22 protein-coding genes and 1 tRNA gene are annotated in these 22,119 nt (G+C 61.4%); 4 read left to right on the top strand and 19 right to left on the bottom strand.

Features of this window, described 5'->3' with window-relative positions; genetic code table 11:
- The first annotated feature begins 3 nt into the window (after window positions 1–3).
- Together JT360_RS11155 and JT360_RS11160 are read left to right on the top strand one after the other, a co-directional pair.
- Complete coding sequence (locus JT360_RS11155) at window positions 4–1,671, top strand: ABC transporter ATP-binding protein (RefSeq protein WP_214471648.1); 1,668 nt, start codon at window positions 4–6, stop codon at window positions 1,669–1,671.
- 19 nt (window positions 1,672–1,690) lie between these two features.
- Window positions 1,691–3,061, top strand: coding sequence for an alpha-glucosidase/alpha-galactosidase (locus JT360_RS11160; protein WP_214471649.1), 1,371 nt, complete (start codon window positions 1,691–1,693; stop codon window positions 3,059–3,061).
- Between the two features lie 61 nt (window positions 3,062–3,122).
- Here the strand turns inward: JT360_RS11160 and yacG are convergent, their stop codons facing one another.
- From yacG to JT360_RS11205, 9 genes are all read right to left on the bottom strand, one after another.
- A complete protein-coding gene (gene yacG, locus JT360_RS11165; RefSeq protein WP_214471651.1) occupies window positions 3,123–3,320 on the bottom strand; it encodes a DNA gyrase inhibitor YacG in 198 nt (65 codons plus the stop codon).
- A complete protein-coding gene (locus tag JT360_RS11170) occupies window positions 3,317–3,943 on the bottom strand; it encodes a Maf-like protein (RefSeq protein ID WP_214471653.1) in 627 nt (208 codons plus the stop codon). Before JT360_RS11170 ends, yacG begins: the two co-directional genes overlap by 4 nt.
- Before the next feature lie 24 nt (window positions 3,944–3,967).
- Window positions 3,968–4,186: a translation initiation factor IF-1 gene (gene infA / locus JT360_RS11175; RefSeq protein ID WP_006200926.1), complete on the bottom strand. Its 219-nt coding sequence runs from the start codon at window positions 4,184–4,186 to the stop codon at window positions 3,968–3,970.
- Window positions 4,187–4,274: 88 nt separating this feature from the next.
- Window positions 4,275–4,736: an arsenate-mycothiol transferase ArsC gene (locus JT360_RS11180; protein WP_214471691.1), complete on the bottom strand. Its 462-nt coding sequence runs from the start codon at window positions 4,734–4,736 to the stop codon at window positions 4,275–4,277.
- Window positions 4,724–5,209, bottom strand: coding sequence for a UPF0262 family protein (locus JT360_RS11185; RefSeq protein WP_214471655.1), 486 nt, complete (start codon window positions 5,207–5,209; stop codon window positions 4,724–4,726). The genes JT360_RS11180 and JT360_RS11185 overlap by 13 nt, the downstream gene beginning before the upstream one ends.
- 6 nt (window positions 5,210–5,215) lie before the next feature.
- Window positions 5,216–6,508 (bottom strand): histidinol dehydrogenase, encoded by a 1,293-nt coding sequence (gene hisD / locus JT360_RS11190; protein ID WP_214471656.1) that lies wholly within the window; start codon window positions 6,506–6,508, stop codon window positions 5,216–5,218.
- A gap of 7 nt (window positions 6,509–6,515) precedes the next feature.
- Window positions 6,516–6,950: a DUF2948 family protein gene (locus JT360_RS11195; protein ID WP_214471658.1), complete on the bottom strand. Its 435-nt coding sequence runs from the start codon at window positions 6,948–6,950 to the stop codon at window positions 6,516–6,518.
- 334 nt (window positions 6,951–7,284) lie between these two features.
- Entirely contained in the window at window positions 7,285–8,577 is a 1,293-nt protein-coding gene (murA, locus tag JT360_RS11200; protein WP_214471660.1) for a UDP-N-acetylglucosamine 1-carboxyvinyltransferase, read from the bottom strand.
- A 135-nt stretch (window positions 8,578–8,712) separates the two neighbouring features.
- Window positions 8,713–8,889, bottom strand: a complete 177-nt coding sequence (locus JT360_RS11205; RefSeq protein ID WP_214471662.1) for a hypothetical protein — start codon at window positions 8,887–8,889, stop codon at window positions 8,713–8,715.
- A 159-nt stretch (window positions 8,890–9,048) separates the two neighbouring features.
- On the opposite strand from JT360_RS11205, the gene JT360_RS11210 reads away from it, so the two are divergent.
- A tRNA-Thr gene (locus JT360_RS11210) sits at window positions 9,049–9,123 on the top strand.
- Between the two features lie 202 nt (window positions 9,124–9,325).
- Here JT360_RS11210 and JT360_RS11215 read toward each other — a convergent pair.
- The 3 genes from JT360_RS11215 to JT360_RS11225 all read right to left on the bottom strand — a co-directional run bounded on the left by JT360_RS11215 (window position 9,326) and on the right by JT360_RS11225 (window position 12,007).
- On the bottom strand, window positions 9,326–10,183 hold the full coding sequence (locus JT360_RS11215) for a DUF1194 domain-containing protein (RefSeq protein ID WP_214471664.1): 858 nt from the start codon (window positions 10,181–10,183) through the stop codon (window positions 9,326–9,328).
- A gap of 39 nt (window positions 10,184–10,222) precedes the next feature.
- Window positions 10,223–10,918: a hypothetical protein gene (locus JT360_RS11220; RefSeq protein WP_214471665.1), complete on the bottom strand. Its 696-nt coding sequence runs from the start codon at window positions 10,916–10,918 to the stop codon at window positions 10,223–10,225.
- A gap of 93 nt (window positions 10,919–11,011) precedes the next feature.
- Window positions 11,012–12,007, bottom strand: coding sequence for a DMT family transporter (locus JT360_RS11225; RefSeq protein ID WP_214471667.1), 996 nt, complete (start codon window positions 12,005–12,007; stop codon window positions 11,012–11,014).
- A 154-nt stretch (window positions 12,008–12,161) separates the two neighbouring features.
- Between JT360_RS11225 and JT360_RS11230 the strand changes: the two genes are divergently transcribed.
- The gene (locus tag JT360_RS11230; RefSeq protein WP_214471668.1) at window positions 12,162–14,147 is read left to right on the top strand and encodes a BTAD domain-containing putative transcriptional regulator; all 1,986 of its coding nucleotides are present in this window, start codon (window positions 12,162–12,164) and stop codon (window positions 14,145–14,147) included.
- A 416-nt stretch (window positions 14,148–14,563) separates the two neighbouring features.
- Here the strand turns inward: JT360_RS11230 and JT360_RS11235 are convergent, their stop codons facing one another.
- The 7 genes from JT360_RS11235 to JT360_RS11265 all read right to left on the bottom strand — a co-directional run.
- On the bottom strand, window positions 14,564–14,785 hold the full coding sequence (locus tag JT360_RS11235; RefSeq protein WP_214471669.1) for a hypothetical protein: 222 nt from the start codon (window positions 14,783–14,785) through the stop codon (window positions 14,564–14,566).
- Window positions 14,786–15,231: 446 nt separating this feature from the next.
- Window positions 15,232–15,612, bottom strand: coding sequence for a cupin domain-containing protein (locus JT360_RS11240; protein ID WP_214471670.1), 381 nt, complete (start codon window positions 15,610–15,612; stop codon window positions 15,232–15,234).
- Between the two features lie 140 nt (window positions 15,613–15,752).
- Window positions 15,753–16,355 (bottom strand): GGDEF domain-containing protein, encoded by a 603-nt coding sequence (locus JT360_RS11245; protein WP_250888727.1) that lies wholly within the window; start codon window positions 16,353–16,355, stop codon window positions 15,753–15,755.
- Window positions 16,356–16,715: 360 nt separating this feature from the next.
- Window positions 16,716–17,438 (bottom strand): thermonuclease family protein, encoded by a 723-nt coding sequence (locus tag JT360_RS11250; RefSeq protein ID WP_250888728.1) that lies wholly within the window; start codon window positions 17,436–17,438, stop codon window positions 16,716–16,718.
- Window positions 17,439–17,456: 18 nt separating this feature from the next.
- Window positions 17,457–18,650 (bottom strand): type 1 periplasmic-binding domain-containing protein, encoded by a 1,194-nt coding sequence (locus tag JT360_RS11255; protein ID WP_214471672.1) that lies wholly within the window; start codon window positions 18,648–18,650, stop codon window positions 17,457–17,459.
- A 340-nt stretch (window positions 18,651–18,990) separates the two neighbouring features.
- Window positions 18,991–19,359, bottom strand: a complete 369-nt coding sequence (locus JT360_RS11260) for a hypothetical protein (protein WP_214471674.1) — start codon at window positions 19,357–19,359, stop codon at window positions 18,991–18,993.
- Between the two features lie 70 nt (window positions 19,360–19,429).
- On the bottom strand, window positions 19,430–22,119 hold a 2,690-nt coding region (locus tag JT360_RS11265), incomplete at its 5' end, for a beta strand repeat-containing protein (protein WP_214471675.1).

Here is a 22,119-nt window from a genome sequence, read left to right on the forward strand (position 1 = left end):
GGAATGACGATCGCGCTCGCCGAATCCTTCGCACCCACCGTCCGTTATGACCATGACGGACGCCAGGACCAGCCCATCATCGACGCCCGCAATATCGAGGTCGCCTTTAAGGTCGAGCATGGCGTCGTTGAAGCGGTCAAGGACATCTCGTTCCAGCTCTACCGTGGCGAGACGATCGCGATCGTCGGCGAATCCGGCTCCGGCAAGTCGGTGACGGCGCGCACCGTCATGGGGCTGCTGTCGCGGCGAGCCACCGTCTCGCCGAAATCCAGCGTCTGTTACGATGGTCAGAACATCCTGAAATTCCCCGAAAGTGCCCGCCGCAAGCTGCGCGGCAACCGCATCTCGATGATCTTCCAGGAGCCGATGAGCTCGCTCAACCCGATCTATACGGTCGGCAGCCAGATCGTCGAGGCGATCCGGGTACACCGCAAAGTGGGCCGCAGGCAAGCTTGGGCGCGGGCGCTCGAACTCTTGCAGCACGTCCAGATCCCCGATCCCGCGGCGCGGCTCAAGCAATATCCGCATCAGCTCTCCGGCGGCCAGCGTCAGCGCGTGATGATCGCCATGGCGCTGGCCAACAATCCCGACGTGCTGATCGCCGACGAGCCGACGACCGCGCTCGACGTCACCGTCCAGGCGCAGATCCTCAACCTGATCCGCAATCTGCAGAAGGAATTGCGCATGGCGGTGATCCTGATCACCCATGACCTCACGGTCGTGCGCAAATTCTCCGACTACGTCTATGTCATGCAGCATGGCGAGATGTGCGAGCACAACGTCACCGAGCGTCTCTTCGCGGCTCCGCAGCATCCCTATACGCAGCGGCTGCTCGCCTCCGAACCGCGCGGGCGTCCGCAACCGCTGCCGGAGGGCTGCGGCACCATTCTCGAGGCGAACGGCGTGCGCGTCTGCTTCATGCTGCGCCACGGCACCTTCCTGAAGCCGGACTGGCGCGAATTGGTCGCCGTCGACGACCTCGACCTCAAACTTTGCCGTCACGAGACGCTGGGGCTGGTCGGCGAATCCGGTTCCGGCAAAACCACCTTCGGCCAGGCATTGCTGAGATTGACCGACACCAAGCGCGGCGAAATCCGCTTCGACGGCCAGCCGATCCAAAGCCTGTCGCGCAATGAGATGCGGCCGCTGCGCTCGCGCATGCAGGTTGTCTTCCAGGATCCGTTCTCTTCGCTCAACCCGCGCATGACGATCGGCCAGATCATCGAGGAAGGGCTGGTCGTCAACGGCATCGGCGCGACGCGGCGCGAGCGGGTCGACCGGGTGCGCGAGGCGCTGGTCAGCGCCGGCATGCCGGGCGATATCCTGTCGCGATTCCCGCACGAATTCTCCGGCGGCCAACGCCAACGCGTCGCAATTGCCCGCGCCATCGCGCTCGAACCCGAGTTTATCCTGCTCGACGAGCCGACATCGGCGCTAGATCTGTCCGTCCAGGCGCAGATCATCGATTTGCTGCGCAAGCTGCAGGATGAGCGCGGCCTGAGCTACCTCTTCATTTCGCACGACCTCAAGGTGGTGCGGGCGCTCTGCCATCGCGTCATCGTCATGCAGCACGGCAAGATCGTCGAGCAGGGGCCTGTGGACGAGGTCCTTTCCCATCCCAAGACCGCCTACACCGAACGGCTCGTCAGAGCCGCTTTCGACGTGGCCTGAACATATGCCGGAGGTTAGCGTGGCAAGACATCCCAAGATCACTTTCATCGGCGCCGGCTCGACGGTGTTCATGAAGAACATCGTCGGCGACGTGCTGCAGCGGCCAGCGCTTTCGGGCGCGACGATCGCGCTCATGGACATCAACCCGCAGCGGCTCGAAGAAAGCGCCGTCGTCGTCAACAAGCTGATCGCGACGCTCGGCGTCAAGGCCAAGGCCGAGACCTATTCCGACCAGCGCAAGGCACTTGCCGGCGCCGACTTCGTCGTCGTCGCCTTCCAGATCGGCGGCTATGAGCCCTGCACCGTCACCGACTTCGAAGTGCCGAAGAAATACGGCCTGCGCCAGACCATTGCCGACACGCTCGGCGTCGGCGGCATCATGCGGGGGCTCAGAACCGTGCCGCATCTGTGGAAGATCTGCGAGGACATGCTCGCCGTCTGCCCCGAGGCGATCATGCTGCAATACGTCAACCCGATGGCGATCAACACCTGGGCGATATCGGAGAAATATCCTGACATCAGGCAGATCGGCCTCTGCCATTCGGTGCAGGGCACGGCGATGGAGCTGGCGCATGATCTCGATCTTCCTTACGACGAGATCCGCTATCGCTCGGCCGGCATCAACCACATGGCCTTCTATCTCAGCTTCGAGCATCGCCAGCCGGACGGTTCCTACCGCGACCTCTATCCCGACCTCGTGCGCGCCTATCGCGAAGGCCGCGCGCCCAAGCCAGGCTGGAATCCGCGCTGCCCCAACAAGGTGCGCTACGAGATGCTGACCAGGCTGGGCTATTTCGTTACAGAAAGCTCGGAGCATTTCGCCGAATACACGCCCTATTTCATCAAGGACGGTCGCCCAGACCTGATCGAGAAGTACGGCATTCCGCTCGATGAATACCCCAAACGCTGCATCGAACAGATCGAGCACTGGAAGGACCAGGCGCAAGCCTATCGCTCGGCCGACCGCATCGAGGTCGAGCAGTCCCGGGAATACGCCTCCTCGATCATGAATTCAGTCTGGACCGGCGAGCCGTCGGTGATCTACGGCAATGTCCGCAACAATGGCTGCATCACCTCGCTGCCCCGCGATTGCGCCGCCGAGGTGCCGTGCCTGGTCGATGCCTCCGGCATCCAGCCGACCTATATCGGCGATCTGCCGCCGCAGCTGACCGCGCTGATCCGCACCAACATCAACGTCCAGGAACTGACGGTGCGGGCGCTGATGAGCGAGAACCGCGAACACATCTATCACGCGGCGATGATGGATCCGCACACCGCGGCCGAGCTCGATCTCGATCAGATCTGGTCACTGGTCGACGATCTGCTCGCCGCCCATGGCGACTGGCTGCCGGCCTGGGCGCGTGTGACGCACAAGACCGAAGCGGCCTGACCAATGCATGTCGCCCAATAGTGGTCCCGGGTTGGGACAGCGACATGCATAAAGGCTGCGCTTATTTCGGCTCGTCGGCGTCGGGCTCGTCCTCGTCGTCACGGGCCTTGATGACATAGGTGCCCTTCAGCCAGCGGTTGAGGTCGATGTCCTTGCAGCGTTTCGAGCAGAACGGATAGGTGTCGCGCGCCGACGGCTTGCCGCATTCGGGGCAAGGGCGTTTGGGCCGCAACGGCGTTACCTTGTCGTCGACGCTCATGACCGTGCGGACAGCCAGCTCTGATGGATCTTGAAGCCCTCGCCGGCAAGCAGCGCCACCGTCTCATAGAGCGGCAGGCCGACGACGTTGGTGTAGGAGCCGACGAGCTTGACGACAAAGGCGCCGGCAAGACCCTGGACGGCGTAGCCGCCGGCCTTGCCGCGCCATTCGCCCGAGGCCACATAGGCCTCGATTTCCTCGCGCGGCAGCCGCTTGAAACGCACCCGCGTCTCTACCAGCCGCTGGCGCAGCTTGCCGCTCGGCGTGATCAGGCAGATGCCGGAATAGACCCGGTGCGAGCGGCCGGACAACAGCCCGAGGCAGTTTGCGGCGTCGTCGAGCGTCTCGGCCTTGGGCAGGATACGCCGCCCGACCGCGACCACCGTGTCGGCGGCCAGCACGAAGCCAGGCCCATAGTCCGTCTCGGTCTTCAGCGACGCGAATGCCTTCTCGGCCTTTTCCTTCGACAGCCGCTTGGCCAGTGAGCGCGGATGCTCGGCACGCAGCGGCGTTTCGTCGACATCGGCTGGAAGGATGCGGTCCGGCTCGATGCCGGCCTGCTGCAGGAGTTCGATGCGGCGCGGCGAACCCGAGGCAAGCACCAGCTTATGCAAAATGCTCATCGCTGTACCGGCCGAGCCTTGATCTTACTTGAAACGGTAGGTGATGCGGCCCTTGGTCAGGTCGTATGGCGTCATCTCGACCAGAACCTTGTCGCCGGTCAGCACGCGGATGCGGTTCTTGCGCATGCGGCCGGCCGTATGGGCGATGATCTCGTGTTCGTTTTCGAGTTTCACCCGGAACATCGCGTTGGGCAACAATTCCGTCACGACACCCGGAAACTCGAGGACTTCTTCCTTCGGCATTCGATACCTTTGCTTGGATGGCAGTTCCAGCGCCCCCGGCTGGAATTTCGGCGGAACCTATATGATAATCGTGCGCTTGTGAACACGCTTAATCCGCAGGTCCCGGAGCGGCGAACCGGCGGCCGATCCGGGCTTTCAGCCGCTCGCGTACGTCGCGGTAGCTGGCCATGATCTGCTCGCGCGTGCCGCCGGCACCGGTCGGGTCCGGCATCGGCCAGTATTCGACCTCGACGGCGAGCGAGCGGGTGAGTTCCAGCGCGGCATGATGCGCCTCCGGCGCCAGCGTGACGATCAGGTCGAAATAGTCGTCCTCGAGATCGTCGAGCGTCCTTGGATGACGCTCGCCCAGCGTGAGGCCGTCCTCGGCCAGCACGGCGTCGACGAAGGGGTCGCGCTCGCCGGCGCGCACACCGGCGGAAGCGACGAAGATGGTGGTGGGCAGCATCCGGCGCGCCAGTTGCTCGGCCATCGGCGAGCGCACGGCATTCATGCCGCACAGGAACAGGATCGAGCGGGGCAGGGCGCCGGGTGCCAGGGCTAGCCCCGCCAGTGCAGCACGCAGACCAGCGTGAACAGCCGGCGCGCCGTGTCGAAGTCGATGTCGATCTTGCCGGAAAGCCGGTCCATCAGCGTCTGCGAGCCCTCATTGTGCAAGCCGCGCCGGCCCATGTCGATCGCCTCGATATGGCTCGGCGTCGAGGAGCGGATCGCGTCGTAATAGCTTTCGCAGATCATGTAGTAATCTTTGACGATGCGCCGCAGCGGCGTCAGCGACAGGATGTGGGTGACCACCGCGGCGCCGTCCTGGCGCGCCACGGCGAAGACCAGGCGCTGCTCGGCCAGCGACAATTTCAGCCGGTAAGGGCCCGTGCCGCTATCGTTGACGGGCTGAAAGCTGTTCTCCTCGATCAGGTCGAAGATCGCTACCGCCCGCTCATGCTCGACATCGGGCGTCGAACGGCCGATCGATTCATCGAGTTCGACATCGATCAGTTTTGCGCGGGTTTGATCGGAGCCCGTCATATCAGCCTATATGTTCAGCCGGATCGTGACGGAGCGGCCATGCGCGTCGAGCCCTTCCGCCTTGGCCAGCGCGACCGCCGCCGGCGCCAGCATGCGCAACTGCTCTGGCCCGAGCTTCAGGATCGAGGTGCGCTTGACGAAGTCGAGCACCGACAGGCCCGACGAGAAACGCGCTGATCGCGCCGTCGGCAGCACGTGGTTGGAGCCGCCGACATAGTCGCCGATCGCTTCCGGCGTGTGGCGGCCGAGAAAGACGGCACCGGCATTGCGCATTCGCGACAGGAAGCCTTCGGCATCGTCGATGGCGAGCTCGACATGTTCGGCGGCGATGCGGTCGACCAGCGGCAGCGAGGCCTCGATGGTCGGGACCAGGATCACCGCGCCGAAATCACGCCAGCTCGCGGCGGCCGTCTCGGCGCGCGGCAGGCTCCGCAACTGGCGTTCGACCGCCTCTTCGACCGCCTTGCCGAAGGCCGGATCGTCGGTGATCAGGATCGACTGCGCCGACACATCATGTTCCGCCTGGGCGAGCAGATCGGCCGCGATCCAGTCCGGATTGTTGTTGCCGTCGGCCACCACGAGCACTTCCGACGGCCCGGCGATCATGTCGATGCCGACCGTGCCGAACACCTGCCGCTTGGCCGCCGCCACATAGGCATTGCCGGGACCGACGACCTTGGCCACCGGCCGGATCGTTTCGGTGCCGTAGGCAAGGGCTGATATCGCCTGGGCGCCGCCGACGCGGTAGATCTCGGAAACGCCTGCTATATCGGCCGCCACCAGCACCAGCGGCGGTATGGCGCCGCCGGTGGCCGGCACGCAGATCGCGATGCGTTCGACGCCGGCAACCTTGGCCGGTATGGCATTCATCAGCACCGAGCTTGGATAGCTCGCCGTGCCGCCCGGCACATAGAGCCCGACGGCCTCGATCGCCGTCCAGCGCCAGCCGAGCTCGACGCCGGCGGCATCCGTGTAGCGATTGTCCTTCGGAAGCTGCTGCTCATGATAGGCGCGGATGCGGTCGCGCGCGAATTCAAGCGCCTTGATCGTCTGCGCGTCGGCGCCATCATAGGCGCTGGCGATTTCGTCCTTCGAGACGGCGATGCCGACGCTTTTGAGGTCGGCGCGGTCGAATCGGCTGGAATAGTCGATCAGCGCCGCATCGCCCTCGGCGCGGACCCGCGCGATGATCTCGCGCACCGCGGCCTCGACATCGGCGGACACCTCCCGCTTGGTCAGGAGGAAGGCGGCGAAGCACTGTTCGAAATCGGCGTCGGACTGGCGAAGCGTGATGGCCATCGGACGCTCAAGCCTTGTGGATGGGGCGTGACGTGGCTTCCCACGCGCCGCCGATATCAGCAAGGCGGGCCTCGATGCACTCGACATCGAGCATGATGGTGCCGCCGCCCGAAAAGATCAGCTCGACGATGCCGGCCGGTTTGCTGATTTCGATGAAGCTGATCGCCAGCAGGGAGAGGATTTCGGCCGGTTTGTCGCGGGCAATGCCGTTGGTCTTGGCGCCGAGCACCCGGTCGAAATGCAGCACGGCCTGCCGCCGCTCATTATGCTGGCGAAACAGGCCGGATTTCGCCTCCCAGACGAAACGGTTCATGGTCAGCACGAAACGCTTGGCCGACGGCAGGTATTCGAGATCCGAAACCTTCATCACGGCGTCCTGGACATGGGCCGAGACGATACTCAGGTCCTGATCGTCGAGCGCGATAAGCTTGAGGGCAGTCATGCGGATTTCGCACCTGAAAGTTGACGGTTCAGCCTTCTGTTAGGCGGTCTTGGCGATCCGTGCAACCACGCCAATAGCTGCAGGTTTGCGCCGCCCCTCATCGCCCTGCCGGGCACTTCTCCCCGTATAGCGACGGGGAGAAGGACAGCCTCGTTAAGGATTTCGCCAATATCCCGTGACAGAAAAGGAGCGGACGTCGCGGGTAGTCCCTTCTCCCCGTCACTATACGGGGAGAAGATGCCGGCAGGCAGATGAGGGGCGGCGCCGACTTCGACATTGCCGTTCCAACATTAGTCGAAAACTATCTATGCCCGAAGCTGCTGCCGCCCGATCGCTAAGCCGAAATCCGCTCGATCACCGCGCCGCAGTTGGACAGCTTTTCCTCCAGCCGCTCGAAACCGCGGTCGAGATGGTAGACGCGGTTGACCGTGGTCTCGCCTTCGGCCGCGAGGCCGGCGATGACCAGCGAAACGGAAGCGCGAAGATCGGTGGCCATGACCGGCGCGCCTTTCAGCTTTGCCACGCCGTCGACGATCGCCGTTTGGCCCGAAAGCGTGATGTGGGCGCCGAGCCGGGCCAGTTCCTGAACGTGCATGAAGCGGTTTTCGAAGATCGTCTCGGTGATGCGCGACTTGCCCTTGGCCATGGTCATCAGACCCATGAACTGCGCCTGCAGATCGGTCGGGAAGGCCGGGAAGGGCGCCGTCGTCACGTCGACCGGCGAAATGCCGGCGCCGTTGCGCTTGACGCGGATGCCGGAATTGGTCTGCGTGATCTCGGCCCCCGTCTGCGAAATCACGTCGAGCGCGGTCTGCAGCAGCTCGGGACGTGCGCCTTCGAGCACGACGTCGCCGCCGGTCATGGCGACGGCCATCGCATAGGTACCGGTCTCGATGCGGTCGGGGATGACGCGCACGCGGGCGCCCGAAAGCGCTTCGACGCCGTCGATGGTGATGACAGGCGTGCCGGCACCGGAGATCCTGGCGCCCATGGCGTTGAGGCATTCGGCGAGGTTGACGATTTCGGGCTCGCAGGCGGCGTTTTCGAGCACCGTCTCACCCTTGGCGAGCGAGGCCGCCATCATCAGCACATGGGTGGCGCCGACCGAGACTTTCGGGAACACGTAGCGGTTGCCGACCAGACGGCCATTTTTGGTCTTGGCGATGACATAGCCGGTGTCGACGTCGAGATCGGCGCCGAGCGCCTGCAGCCCTTCGAGGAACAGATCGACCGGGCGCGTGCCGATGGCGCAGCCGCCTGGCAGCGACACCTTGGCCTCGCCCATGCGCGCAAGCAGCGGCCCGATCACCCAGAACGAGGCCCGCATCTTCGACACCAGCTCGTAGGGCGCCGTCGTGTCGACGATATTGCGGGCGGAGAAATTGATGGTGCGCGAATAGCCTTCATTCTGCTTCTCGCGGCGCCCGTTGACCGAATAGTCGACGCCGTGATTGCCGAGGATGCGGATCAGCTGCTCGACATCGGCCAGATGCGGCACGTTTTCCAGCGTCAGCGTGTCGTCGGTCAAAAGCGAGGCGATCATCAGCGGCAAAGCGGCATTTTTCGCGCCCGAGATCGGAATGCTTCCGGCGAGCTTGTTGCCGCCTACAATTCTGATGCGATCCATGGAAGAACGTCCCTCTCGGCCAAAAAAGGCCGGTTCAATCGTTTTGATATCGGCCCGTCTAGACCATTGGCCAGCTTGGTTCAAGAATTGGGCTGGTTCATTCCCAGCATCCGGACCAAGAGTGGCTGATTTGAGTTAATCTTTTTGCATTTCCTTTGAAGCAGTGAGCCCGTCCGGCCGTTGGTCGGCCTCACCCGTACGGCGCGAACGCAACTGCGCCTTGCGCTTCTGCAGATTGGCGCGCAACTGCTCGGCGAGCCGGTCCTTGCGATCCGTGCCGCCTTTTTTCGCTTGATTTGTCTTGTCGCTCATCGTTTCGTCCCGGCCGGCGACCGGCCAACCCTACTGTTCAGGGATAGCCAACATTGTGGCGCCGCCATGTCATTGAAAGCTATCCGGCAAAGGCTTTCACAGAAGCGTTGTTCTTGGCCTTGCGCTTGCCGGTTCGATATGGCAGAAGCCCCGCCACCGGCTGCGGTAGCTCAGTGGTAGAGCACTCCCTTGGTAAGGGAGAGGTCGAGAGTTCAATCCTCTCTCGCAGCACCAGTTTTCCCTTTGAAATCATTCAAACCCTTGATACGTAAGGGCTCCTCGCCGAGTGAATGATTCAAGCAGGTCACGCTCCATCGATTAGGTCCCCCTAGGACAGTCCGGCGCACAAGCTGACTCTTCGACTTCTTCGTCGAATTATCGCCAGTTTCCTGATCAAGATCATCTTCTGTCGTAAGGAGGAAGTTGGTCTCGTTTGCTACCTGATGCCGGAAGTTTGCGGATCAACGTCTAAGCTTACTTCAGTGACCAGCTTGCGGCGAAGAGCCATAGCGTAGTCATTCGGCCCCTTCGGCGTTATGACAAAAGCTTGGGATCCGCCAATGACCGATTTGGCAAAATAGGATGCCAATGGTTGGTCGGGATTCTCGTCTTCCGTTGGAATGGCGATCGCGTTGATGGTGTATCCCTTGGCAATGGCGTTGAGCCTGCTGGGCTGAACCGGAAGTCCGTCGTTGTTCTCACCATTGGAAGAGATGTCGATTACTTTCTTGGCCGCCTTCCCAGGAAACTGGTCCAGCAGAAGACTTCCGACGTCAATGGCTGAAGAAACGGATGTCCCGCTTCGTCCTCTTCGAATATTGCCGGTGTCGCCTCTCTTGCTGATCACCGAGGCAGCCGCCTTGGCATCTTCCAGCCCACAGATGCTTGTCCACGGCAGCACAATGCGCGTGTGGCCAGGGCTCGACCATTCAAAGTAGGCCACGCTGATGCAGCCAACATAATTCCGGGCGATGGCCGCGATAATATCGGGCGAAGTGAGCGCCGCGGCATGTCCCTCACGCTGCAGGTCAGCAATCTTCGGATCAATCGAGGACGAGAAATCGACTGCGAATACGATAGCAACATCAACATTGGCGGCATCCGCCGGCAGCCCCCAAAGCACCGAAGCGGCAAGCATTCCCGCCAGTCTAAGATATGAGCTGACTGGCTTTGCCGGCCCTCTGACCGATCGCTTCGCAGACTTCAGAATGCCGTTCCCTCTCATCCGCGGCTGCTGGTGAACGGAGCCTGTTGCAGACAAGCCAGTTACACCCTGATGCGCACTTCCGAACATGTTATTCTCCATCGATCAGTCGTTTCAAAGCGGCCATTTTCAGCATGTGGAAATTTGGGGAGGGCCTTGGGTCCCTACGCCGAACAGCAGCAGATCGGCCCTGGTCCACAAAACGTAACAGCCAAGCAAGGTCAGTGGCATGGCGAGTACCGCGAAGGATCCGCCCGACCAGACCTCCGGCAAGGCCCACCCCAGGGCGACGGTCGCCGCCAAAATTGCGGGAACCCGGCTAGCGAGCACCGCACTGCGGAACGGATCCGGCCAGTCGGCCGGCCACACCGGAACCTGAGTGCCCGGTGTGTGAAAGGTGCTGCCGAATTTGCCCAGCGCGTGCAGCAGGCCAGACGTCGCCGCAAGCAGCGGGTCGCCGAGCAGCAACAGGGCAATGCCGAGCCCAATCGCGCCCAAGCCCGACAGGAAGTCGCCGAGACGGTTAAGGGCGGGATCGGGAGCATCGGGCCTTGCCCATGCCCGGTGATAGACTTCGCCGCCCAAGAAGAAGACCAGGGTGGCCAAGGTCAGCGCAACAGTGCCATGGCTCCCGGCGAAATAGTCGATCACCGCCGTAGTGACGCTGCTTCCGTCATGCAAGGCGATCGGCGCGGTGGCAATCTGGATTGCAAGACCTACGATTAGGCCGAGCGCGTTGCCGCTGTTGTAGTAGCCGCCGGGCCCCTTCATGCGGACGCGAAGCGGCGATACCAAATGTGCGAATGGAATTGCCCACGCGATCATCGCAGCGACCTCGCGACAAGTCCGTTGCCCATCGACACGATCGAAGCCATCGGCGCTATGCCGAGCGGCGGTCGGGTCGGGAACAAATTCGCATCACCGGCAGGGGTCATCAAACTTCTCCAATGGACCTGAATTGAGGGCAGGGCGATTCTCCGCCCAAGCTGCAGGCACAGCCGCAAGGGCAAACGTCGCGTCTAAGGGAATCGAACCGGGCAGCGAGGGCGTGCGTGCCCGCGGCGTTCGGTTCGACATCGCGACAGACAGGATCGCGCCGAGAATGATCGCGGCACCCATTACGCCCGCAGGTGAGTTCCGTTCGCCGAGCAAGATCGTCGCGCCCAGCGCCCCGAAGACGCTTTCGGCACTGACGATCACCGCGGCATGACTGGCGGGGGTGAAGCGCTGGGCGGCAATCTGTATGCCGAAGGCGATTGCGGTGGAGAACACGCCGAGGACTACGAGTTCCGGGCCTGCCGCAAATGCAGCGGCGAGCGACAGGTTGCCCTGCACTGCCCCGAGCGGCAGGGCAAAGGCGGCAGCGCCGAGGAACTGTGTCGCCGCGGCAGTGAACGGCCGCGCATGGGTCTGCATATGCCGGCCAAGCTCGACCATCCAGAGCGCATAGCAGGCAGCCGAGAGGATGGCGGTGAGATCGCCGCTGCCGAGACTGGCGATCCCGCCGGACAAAAGCAGGGCACCGACAGTGGTCAGTCCTGCGGCGGCGGCAAGGCTCGCTGTCGGACGTTCGCCGAGGAGCAGCCAGGCGGCCAGTGGTGTCATCACCGTCGCCGTGCTCACCAGGAAGCTTGCATTTGTGACTGTGGCGCCGAGATAGCAGATCTGCTGAAGCGTGATGGAGATGGCAAATAGCACGCTCACCTTGGCCAAGCTGGAGAAATAGCCCAGCCCGGCAGGCAGTCGTCTTTCGGTCAAGACGAAAGGCAGCACAAGCAGCCCACCGATTAGGCAGCGCAGGCCGACGGCACTCAGCGCGTCGAGATGAGCAAGCACCATCTTTTGCGCGACATTGCCGACGCCCCACAAAGCGGCTGCAAACAGCAGCAGAAAATTGGCTCTAGTCTTGGACACACGCCACCCCCTCGGAGCCAAAGTCTGTTGCTGACTGGCAGCCCTAATTCAGCGAAGCCTAATTGACCTTGCGTCACGACAGCGCTTGAGGGCGGGGCGCTACAGTTTGCGAAGCGTTAGTTTTGAGTTAGAATTTCGTCAGGCGGGGGAGAAAATGCAAAATGAGCGCAGCGGCGATCCAAATAGAATCTCACTCTTCGGTGGTTTCCGGATCGAAAATGGAACAGCGGATCCGCCCCGGCTGACAGGGAAGCGGGGGCCTGCGATTGTTGCTTATCTGGCCCGGTGTCCTGGCATGGTGGCGACACGGGAGAGACTGGCTGATCTGTTTTGGGGTGATAGCGATAGCGAACACTCGCGCAATAGCCTGCGGCAAACCCTCAGCGTCATGCGTCGGGATCTGTCGCGCGCAGGTGTGGATCTTATCCATTCCCGCGGGGAATTGATCGGCCTCGCTGCAGACGCTGTTCGGGTTGACGTTGAGGAATTCCAAGCAGGGCTCTCATCCCATTCCGTGCAGGAACTCGAAAAGGCTCTGGCGAACTACACCGGGCCATTCCTTGACGGACTTTATCTGGGAAGAAATGGGTTCGATGACTGGGTCGCATCCGAACGCGACAGGCTGCTCAGCCGCGCACTTGAGGGCTTTGAAAAACTGGCCCGCCTCGTCGACGCGGAAGCCGGGATCATCCTAGTCGATCGTGTTCTGGCCATGGAACCGACGCGGGAAGAATCCTATCGACTCAAGATGGAATTGCTCCTCGCATGCGGCCAACGCGACAGGGCGATCAGGACATACGAGGCCTGCAGAAGCATGCTGAAGAAGGAGTTCGGCGTCGACGTCGGCCCGCAGACGCGAGCGCTTTGGCAATCCGTTGTATCTGCCGCCGAGACCGCGTCAAATGTGCAGTCGGTAAATACTGTTCCAGCCAGCCAACGCCTCGGACGTCCATCGATCAGCGTTGCCGACTTCATCAATCTGACCGGAAAGCAAGGCGATGACTTTTTCGCCAAGGGACTCGTCCAGGACATCACCACGGCGCTCTCCGAGGTAGCCGACTATGTCGTGCTCTCTGCGCCTCCACCCGTGGAGAAGAACGACCTTGCTGAAGAAATCAAAATCCCGGGAATGCCTCGGGCGCGATATGTGCTCAGCGGCAGCGTCCAGAGGTCCGGCAATGGGCTGAGGGTCAATATCCAGCTTGTCGATGCCGCAGGCGGCCATAACGTCTGGGCCCAGAAGTTCGACGGCCACTCCGAGAACGCGCTGGAATTCCAGGACAGGATCGCACAGGCTGTTGTCCTGGCCGTGATCCTCGACCTTCAACTGACCAACTGGAAAGTCCGCGACAAGAGCCCACCTGGTCCTCCTGAAGTGCGCAGGTTGGTGAACGAAGCTCTCATGAAGTATTTCGAGATGACCCGGGACTCGCTGCTGGTCGGGATAGAGCTTGCCGAGAAGGCTGTCTCGATAGGTCCTGACAACGCTCGTGCGAAGCGGACACTCTCGATCGTAATTTCCATGGGCGTGGCGTTTGGCTCGATACCCCGGGAGCCGGGGCAGATTGACCGAGCGGTGGAGCTTGCGGGAGCAGCGGTTCGGGCAGTGCCTGACGACGAAATTGCCCGCTGCATCCTGTCGTTCGCTCTCGAAAGTTCCGGCCGCATAGACGAGGCGATCGCCGAATGTCAGCATGCAATCAGCCTTAACCCAAGCTATCCGACCGGCCATGGCGACATTTCGATGCTCTTTGCGCTGCGCGGTCAGGTCAGCGAAGCAGTGCGTGAGGCCAATGAGGCAATTCGGCTCGGAACGCATGACGTCATCGACTTCTGGCGTCACCACGGCCTGGTTGTTGCGCTGTTCGCCGGCGGCGACGATCAGCGGGCGCTCGAAGTCGCCCGCAGGGTTGTCAGGACAAAGCCAGGGTTCGTTCGCGGTGCCCTTTATTGGGCTGCGGCCGCGTCGGCAACCGGGAACAACGAAGAGGCCTCCCGGGCCATTCATCATTGTCTGTCACAACTTCCACATCTCAACCTGGGTAATGTCTGCCCCGGCTTTGTGCCTCGCTATGTGAAGGATCATCACCACGCGAGATTCCTTGAAATGCTGGCTAGGGCTGGTCTTTCGAGTTCTTGATGCGGGTTCAATCCTCTCGCCCAGCACCACTCTTTTCCAAGTGGTATCAAAAACATAGAGCTTCCATGGTTTCCGTAGAACGGGACTGTTATGGAAAGGTGCTGCGTGATGGCTGGGAAGCCGTGGCGAATGCGGGGGTCTTTCCAAGCGCAAGGGCTCTGATATTGCAGGGCAAGTTAGAGCCCCCAGCGACTCTGGGACCGGCGCGATGATTTATATGGTTGTTGGATGTCGCCGGGCTGGGAAAAAGCCAAGAATTCACCAAGTCGCTTGGGGAGTATGACAGGGACCGCGCGGCGACCGTCTCGGGGAGAGTCTAAACGGATGGAGCGAAAGCTGGACGCATGGCAGGCGCTCCTGGCGATTCCAACAGCGCATCACACCGGGGGATGTACGCAAATCGAGGGCGGCGTGATCTACCCGATGTGTGATGAGGTTCTAGCGGCCTTGATCAATTCGCCCTCGTCCCTCACCCCATTTCGGTAAGCGGCAACGATTTCCTCCGCTATGATTTCCGCCTCCAACGAATGGTCGTCTACCAGACGTTGACGACATGCCGTGTCGAACGCACGGCTCAATAGAGCCAACTCCTTGGCGCTCAAGGTGCCGTATTTTAGTGCTTGGTCGGTAACGGACATCGCCCGATCCTCCGCAACCTTGGCTGAGGACGGCCCCTCCTGTCCTCGGGACCCAGCTCGGTGGGCCAGTAGGAGGAGCGTCGCGGAGGGAAGGGCGACGGACAGGCCTGCACAGGGGGGTGCGGCAGGCCTACTCCTCCTACCTGTTGCCGAGCCTGAGCTAAACAACGACTGATTATACCCCTATATGGCGGCAGCGCCAGTATTGTTTCATGGCGTTATAATTGTTGAGCGGCGGAGAGCGGGCTCATGCGGCGGGGCTATCCGCCACACGCACCCCTATTTGTCTGCTCTTGCCTTTCCGCCCGCTCACAATGCCGCCTCAGGGCAGGCCTCCGCACGCTACGGGTGGGCGAAGTTGCATCTACATCGCTTCCGCGTCAGTTGGTGCGACAACCGCTCCGCCACCCGCATGCGAGCCTCCAGCCCAGCAGTTTGCGCTCTACCTACGCTGGTTTGGCATACTGCTCGGCGCTCATAACTTCGATGCACACAAAGCGTTCATTGCCTTCCACCCAGGCGTCATGGCCGGGCGGAATTGTATAGGACGTGCCTGGCTCGAACGTTTTCTGGGTGCCGTCATTCATTCGGACGGTGATGGTCCCCGACACGACGTAGCCGACATGTGCGACCTGACAGCTATCGGTCTTGACGACAGGCTTCACGCACTCGGACCATTTCCATCCTGGCTCCATGTTGAGCCGCCCGAGTGTGAAACCGGGAAGCCGCACCACTTCGACGCGTGTCTTTTTGGGCGAGCGAACTTCATCCGGGTGGTTGTGGGACTTGGATTCAAATTTCGTGACGTTCATTCCACTATCGGCCATGGCATCCTCCCATACGCGACGCGGAGCATCACGCTGGCACGTTTTCGTTATATTAGCAATTTCTTTAGTACTGCGCGAAGCCGCCCTGATAAGGCCTCGACTGGCTATTCTGCCGGAGTGGGCCGCTGGCGCTCCGGCCGTCAGCTGTTTAGATGCGTCAGCTCAAATCCGGCGCCATCCTGCGCTTCGGACAGGCGCTGTTCGGCGGACCGGAACATGTCGCCGAACTCCACCTCGTTTTCGAACATCACGCCGCCGACTTTGATGGTGAGGACAGCCTCGGTGCCTTTTGGCGCGAAATAGACTTGCGCGACCCGCGTGCGGATACGCTCGCCGATTTCCTCAGCCTCTGCTTCCGTCGCGCCCGAGAGGAAGACCCCGAACATCGAGGCTCCGATGCGCCCAACCAGATCCTCCTCGCGCACCGACGACTGTATGGTCGAGACTATGAGCCGCAAGGCCTCGTCGCCCCATTCAAGGCCAAAGCGCGTGTTGATGGACCGAAGATGTTCCGGATGAATGATCAGGAAGGCGCCCGTGCGTGGTCCTGGCCCCGGCCGCCTGGCGGTCCGTCGTTCAATCATCGAAGCGAAAACCGGCCCATTCAGGCAGCCTGTCAACCTGTCGTAGGTTCCAGACTTGTTGAGTTCCTGCCGATAGCGGTGGATTTGCATCTGCTGCCAGCCGACCAGCACGAAAAGCGGCAGGCCAATGATCACGGGCAGCAGCGCCGCGGTGATCATGCTGCGCCAGAACGGCGTCAGCCCGTCGCTGAACAAAAGCAGGTAGTTCAGGCCCACCGAAAGGCCAAGGCTCGCCGCTGTCCCCAAAAAGGCGAGCAACGCAAGCTTTCTCCACGCCGGTGTAGTGGCGGTCGTTCCGGTCTGTGCCATCGGCCAATCTCCTGTCAGATCAGCTGGTATAAAGCCGGCCTACCGCAAATTCAGTTTCGGCGAACCATACAAATTGATCGAACTGGCCGATGACTGTCGCGCAACCGGCTCGCCCGGGCAAACCTGCTCCGCAACGGTTAACAAATAGCGTACCAGCGGTCGATCCATCTCCTCCCGCTTTTGCAAGGGGGATCATTCCGGTTCTCGAGTCTATCGCGGCGGGCCGAAGATGCCCATCTCAGCGCTCTGGGCAGTCGCCTGCGCCTTGTTATAGATGCCGGTCGGCATCGCCATTGCCCAGCCATTCGCCACGAGCCAGGCGCCGACATCCTGCTTGCCCAGCCGGCACGGTGCGGCGATGGCGAAGCGCTCGGCGTCCGGCGGCAGAAAACACTTCAGCGCGCGCCCACGCAGCCAGGCATTGAAAGCCGCGCGGGCACGCTGGCCGCAGGGCCAGCCTTCATCGCGAAACGAACAGGTCTGGTCAGCGTCGATGTCCCCGGTCCCGCTGATGATCACCTTCCGCCCCATCGATTCGAAAATCGCCGATGACGTTGCAACCGGATGGTAGAGCAGGGTTTCGCGCCAGTCTTGCGGCATCGGCGTTCTGGGCGGTACGGCGAGGCCGAGTTCTCCGAGCGGTGGCCGGGCTTCCACCCGCTCGATTTCGGATGCGTCGACCGGCGGCGGGGCGATAAGGCTCTCGGCAATCCGCCGCGCCGGTTCTCGCCTTTGCCCGTCGAGAATGGCCGCGTCCGCCGGGCCTGCTTGCTCGCCGGCTATTTCCAGGGGCGGTGCAGGGACAGGCTGGTTGACCGAAAGCAAGGCTCCGCCACGCACGATCAGGATAATTCCGACCAGCAGCTCGAGGCCCCCGACCGCGATCACCAGGCGGGCATGCCAGCCCATCAGGCCGGCGCAGCGTTCGAGCAAGATCCCGCCGCCAGCCGGTCAGAACCCCGACGTCGATTTGGCAACCAGTTTGAGCGCACCCTTTTCTATCCGATAGAATGGCATCGATCTTTGGCTGGATCCGTCGGCGCGAAAGCGGAACAAACCTGTCGATCCACGAAACCCGTTCGGGTTTTCAAGGGTCTGTTTGCTGAAGCCATCAGGTCCGACCGCGCTGGCAATCCCTGCCGTCAGGGCAACCATATCATAAGCGTAGGCCACATTGACGTCGGCCGGGTAGTTGTATGTTGTCCTGAAACGGTCCGCGATCGGTCCGGTTTCGCTGGGATCGAGCGTGGCGATGTATGCTCCCTCGAACAGCGGATCCATGGGATGCTCCAGCCAACGGTCCGTTCCGACGACAGAGATTGCCTTTCCCGGAATGCCCTTTGATTTGAGGGCGGCAAGCACAGGTGAAGGACTGCCTTCGCCGCTGGCAACGATGACCGCGTCGGGAGCGTCGACGAGCGAGCCCATTTGGTCGACCGCCTTCGCGCCACCGTCGCCGGCCGAATAGGGCAGTGTGACCGCGAGCGTCGCGCCATAGATGCTGAGGCCGTTCGCCACCCGCTTTTCCACTGAGCTGGCGTCCGAGCCTTCCGCGACGAACAATACGAATTTCTTGCTACCTTTCGCGGCGAGCCCGGCGGCGCCCGCCGCGGCGCTGTCGGCTTCGCTGAGGCGCACGGCATAAACCCCGGCGCCGCCCGCGAAATTGTCGGCAAGCGCCAGAACCGGCGGCCGCTTCGAGCCGGACAGCGTGGCAATATGCTGGGCCGCCGGCAATTCGGTCGGACCGATGACGACTTTGGATCCCGTCGTTATGGCTTGCACCGCCAATTTGCCGGCCTGTGCGCTGTCGCCTTTCGTGTCCTCTATCGTCAACGTCAGCAATCCATTGCCGATATCCGTCATCGCCAGCTTGGCGGCATCGCGCATCTTCCTGCCGGTTTCCCCTGACGTGCCGGACGCGGACAAGGGCAGCAGCATCGTGACTTTGGTTGTACCGATGCCGAGCGACTGGGTCGTCTGGGCTGGCCCAGCGGCGCCGTTCTGGCCGGCGGGCGCGGCAACCGCGGCCGGATCGAGCACTTCGGAAACGTTGCCTTTCGACTGGCAGCCCGACACTATCACGGCGAGCCCGAGCGCGATTGCCCATGTCCGCAGACTGCGGCCCTCCTGGCCAGCTTCCATGCTTGCTCCACCCCGTCTGCCGCCGGTATTTCCCGGTCTGGTCTTCAAGCCATGTTACGGCGGACTTGGCTATCCGTCTTGCTGTTCTTTGATTTAGAGCAATTCCAGGAAAAGTGTGAAACGGTTTTCCCACAGGAATTGCGTCAAAACAAAGAGCTAGAGCGATTCACCGTTTCCGTTAACCGGTGAATCGCTCTAGCTGTCGAAAAGCCGCCAGTCGGCTGACTGCGTCCCGCGTAAGGTCGGTCCAGTCACTTGGCGCTGGCCCGCGTGGCAAACAGGCCAAGGCGATCGCCAGCGATCGCCCTCAAAGCCGATCCGTTGGCTGTCATGAGTCCGGTCAGTGCATGTATTCGACCATGCGATCGTGGAAACACTCGCATTTGTTGAGCGTGTCCTCGTCCTTATAGTCCGTCTTCAGGTAGCCATAGGCCATGCCACAGGCGACCTTGGCTTCCGAAGCCCACACGAATGCCGGCCGGGATGAATTGATCCATTCCGAACTGTTGGCGACGGCAACCGATTCGTCCATCAGCTTGACCACCTGGGCCTTGAGATCGACGATGTTGTCGGTCAGCACCAGGTTGGACGTGCCGACGACGCGGCAATAGTCGCCTACCGGTTCCCCGATGATGTCGGCGGCAAATCCCGTCGATCCGGCCAAGAGCAGTGCCGTGGCCGAAACCAGCAATCTTGCAGAACGTTTCATGTAAGCCCCTCGATATCCTCAGTTTATCGTTCGCTAATGCATAGCACGGGAGCGCGACCGCGCAGAAGTGCTAAATCGTGACGTGCTGCTGTGTGTGTGTTGAGTCGTCGTAAAGAATGTTGATGGTGCCGGCGGCAGGCGCGTTCTGCAGAACGGCGACGTCGACGAAGTTGGCCGAGTTGCCTGAGCCAGTAGTGTCGACGCTAACCGTGCTGGTTGCGCTGTTATAGTGCACATAGTCGGCGATGTTGCCGGCCGGCGCCTTGTCGAACAGCGCAGTGAGGTCGATCTTGTCCCCTTCAGCGCCATGGTAGTCGGCGATCAGATCCTTGATGTTCAGATTGTCGATCTTGAACGTGTCGGCGCCTGAAGTGCCAGCGATCGCCACCGACGGCTCCGTCGGTGCAACAAGCGAGGTGTTGAGTTCGACCTCGACGTAGTTGCCGGTCGTACCGTCGGCCATCTGGAACGTGCCGTTGCCTGTCACGGTCTGCCCGTCGATTTCGCCAACAGTCGGAGTAGCCGCTGTGCTGATGGAGACGATACCGTTATCGGCGAGGTGTGACAATTCCCCGCTGTCGCTGATGCCATTGGCATTGGCGTCCTTCCAGATCAGCAGGCTGTCGAAGACGGTGTCATTGTGATCGATGACGCCGTCATGGTTGCTGTCGAGCGAAGCCAGTGCTGCCGCCCCGCTGGCGAAGTTACCACCGCCGAAGTTCGGCGTGAACAGCTCCTTGCCGTCGTCGATCTTGCCGTCATGGTTGAGGTCGACCGCGAGCATGCCGTCATGGGATGTGTTCCAGGCAAGCTGCTCCTTGCTGCCATCGCCATTCATATCGAACTGGACACCGTGGCTGACATCGGAGAAGGCGAACCCATCGTGGTTCAGGTCGAGGATGATCGGGTCGACCGATCCTCCGATCAAAGTGTTCAGGTTCGTTATCGTGACGTTCTGGAGGTCAACGAATGCACCCACGCCCGCATTGGTGGTCGTCTGGGTGTAGACGAAGGTATGATCTACTCCTGAGATCGTTGCGGTGAATGCGAGCGTCGCCCCGGCGTTTCCGATGTCTGTAATCGTCAGGTACTGGACGACCGCAGCCAAGCTTGCGGCAGACGTGACCGCCAATGGCGCGGTAAAGGTGTCGGTTCCGAAGAAGCTGGCCATACCGTTTGTCACGGTATGCGACTGAACGGTATCTCCACCGATCGTCAAAGTGGAATTACCGCCGTCGACACTAGTGGCTGCGGCCACGAGCGTGCCAGGCAGGCTCAACTTGTCGGTCCCGGCGACGAAGTCCGTAATAATGTCATAGCCGGAGATCGTGCCGGAGTTGCCCGATCCGCCAATGACAGGCGTCGAATCGCCGGCCCCGATCACGAACGTGTCGGCACCGGTGCCGCCGGTCATCGTGTCAGCGCCCGCCCCACCGTTCAGAGTATCGTTTCCGGCAAGCCCTTGCAGGATGTCGTTGCCTCCGCTGCCGTTCAGTGTGTCGCCGTTGGCTGTACCCTGCATGGTTTCGGCATCCGCCGTGCCAGTATATGTGACGCCATTGACTACGTGAACGTCCAGTTGCTGTGCCGTTGAGGTATCGCCGTCTGCGTCTTTTACCGTGACGTTGAAGGTCAGATCGGCGTTCTGGGCCGTCGTCGTGGTGCTGATCAGACCGATATCGGAGATTTTGAACCCGAGATCGTTGGTATCGGAGCTCAGGTTTTGGACCCCGGTGCTCGCTCCGCCGGCGCCGATGGCACCGTTGAGATTGATCGCCGTGCCGGTGATCCCTTCATCGGTCGGAGTTATCTGTGCGCCGACCAGCACGTAGTGCTCACCGGGAGCATTGTAGTCATTCGATTCGATGATCAATAGTCCGTCATTGTTGTCGAGCGTTACACCCGAGTAGATGCCAGGACCAGTGCCCGCGCCCTTGAAGATGTCGCCGTTCTCAACAAACATCGCCTTGGTTGTATAGGTGCCTGCAACCGTATCGTAGAGTTTCAGGATGACGATGAAATCTTCGGAGTTCCCGATGCCATCAAACTTCAGGAACATCGAACTCACCTGGGCATCAGGCGTCAAACCCGTGAATCCAGTCGGGTTCGTGGTGAAGAAGTCCATGTCCATGACTTCTCCCTTGCCCATTGTATCGCCGGCAACGCCGTTTGCTGTGCCGGAGATGGACACGTATGATGAGCTCTGGGTGAGCAATTCTCCGTTCACGTAAGTAAGCGGATTGCCGTCAATCGAGCCTGATTGCAGATTGTCGACGCCAGTGCCAGAGCCCGGTTCCGCAAAGCCGGTAAACTGGATGAACAGGTTTGGATTGACCTGAGCTACCGCGACATCCGGCTGGCTGTTGTCAATTGTCGAGGATCCTGGCTGATACCCGACGATAGAAGACGAATTGCTCACCGTGCTGATCGTTACCGCAGAAATCGGGTCGACCAGATCCACGGTATAAGTTCCCGCCACCTTGTCGAAAGTGATGGTGCCCGTCTCGTGGGTGGATGCGCCACCGGTGAGATAGTCGAAGCTGACATTGAAGACAGCCTCTGTCGACGTTTCAGAAGCCCAGGCTACGGTCGGCGTCGTGATCGCGTTCCCGGCCACGGTACCGGCCAATGTGATGGCGGCAAAGTCAGAATTGACACTGCTGTAAGTCGTATGTCCGTCAGCCCCGATTGCGTAGTCAAACACACCGGTTCCACTGACGGTCCCGCTGTTGGCGAAATAGAGATCCGTCTTGTCGAGAA

It is taken from the genome of Mesorhizobium sp. dw_380 (assembly GCF_018588885.1).
Lineage (GTDB): Bacteria > Pseudomonadota > Alphaproteobacteria > Rhizobiales > Rhizobiaceae > Mesorhizobium.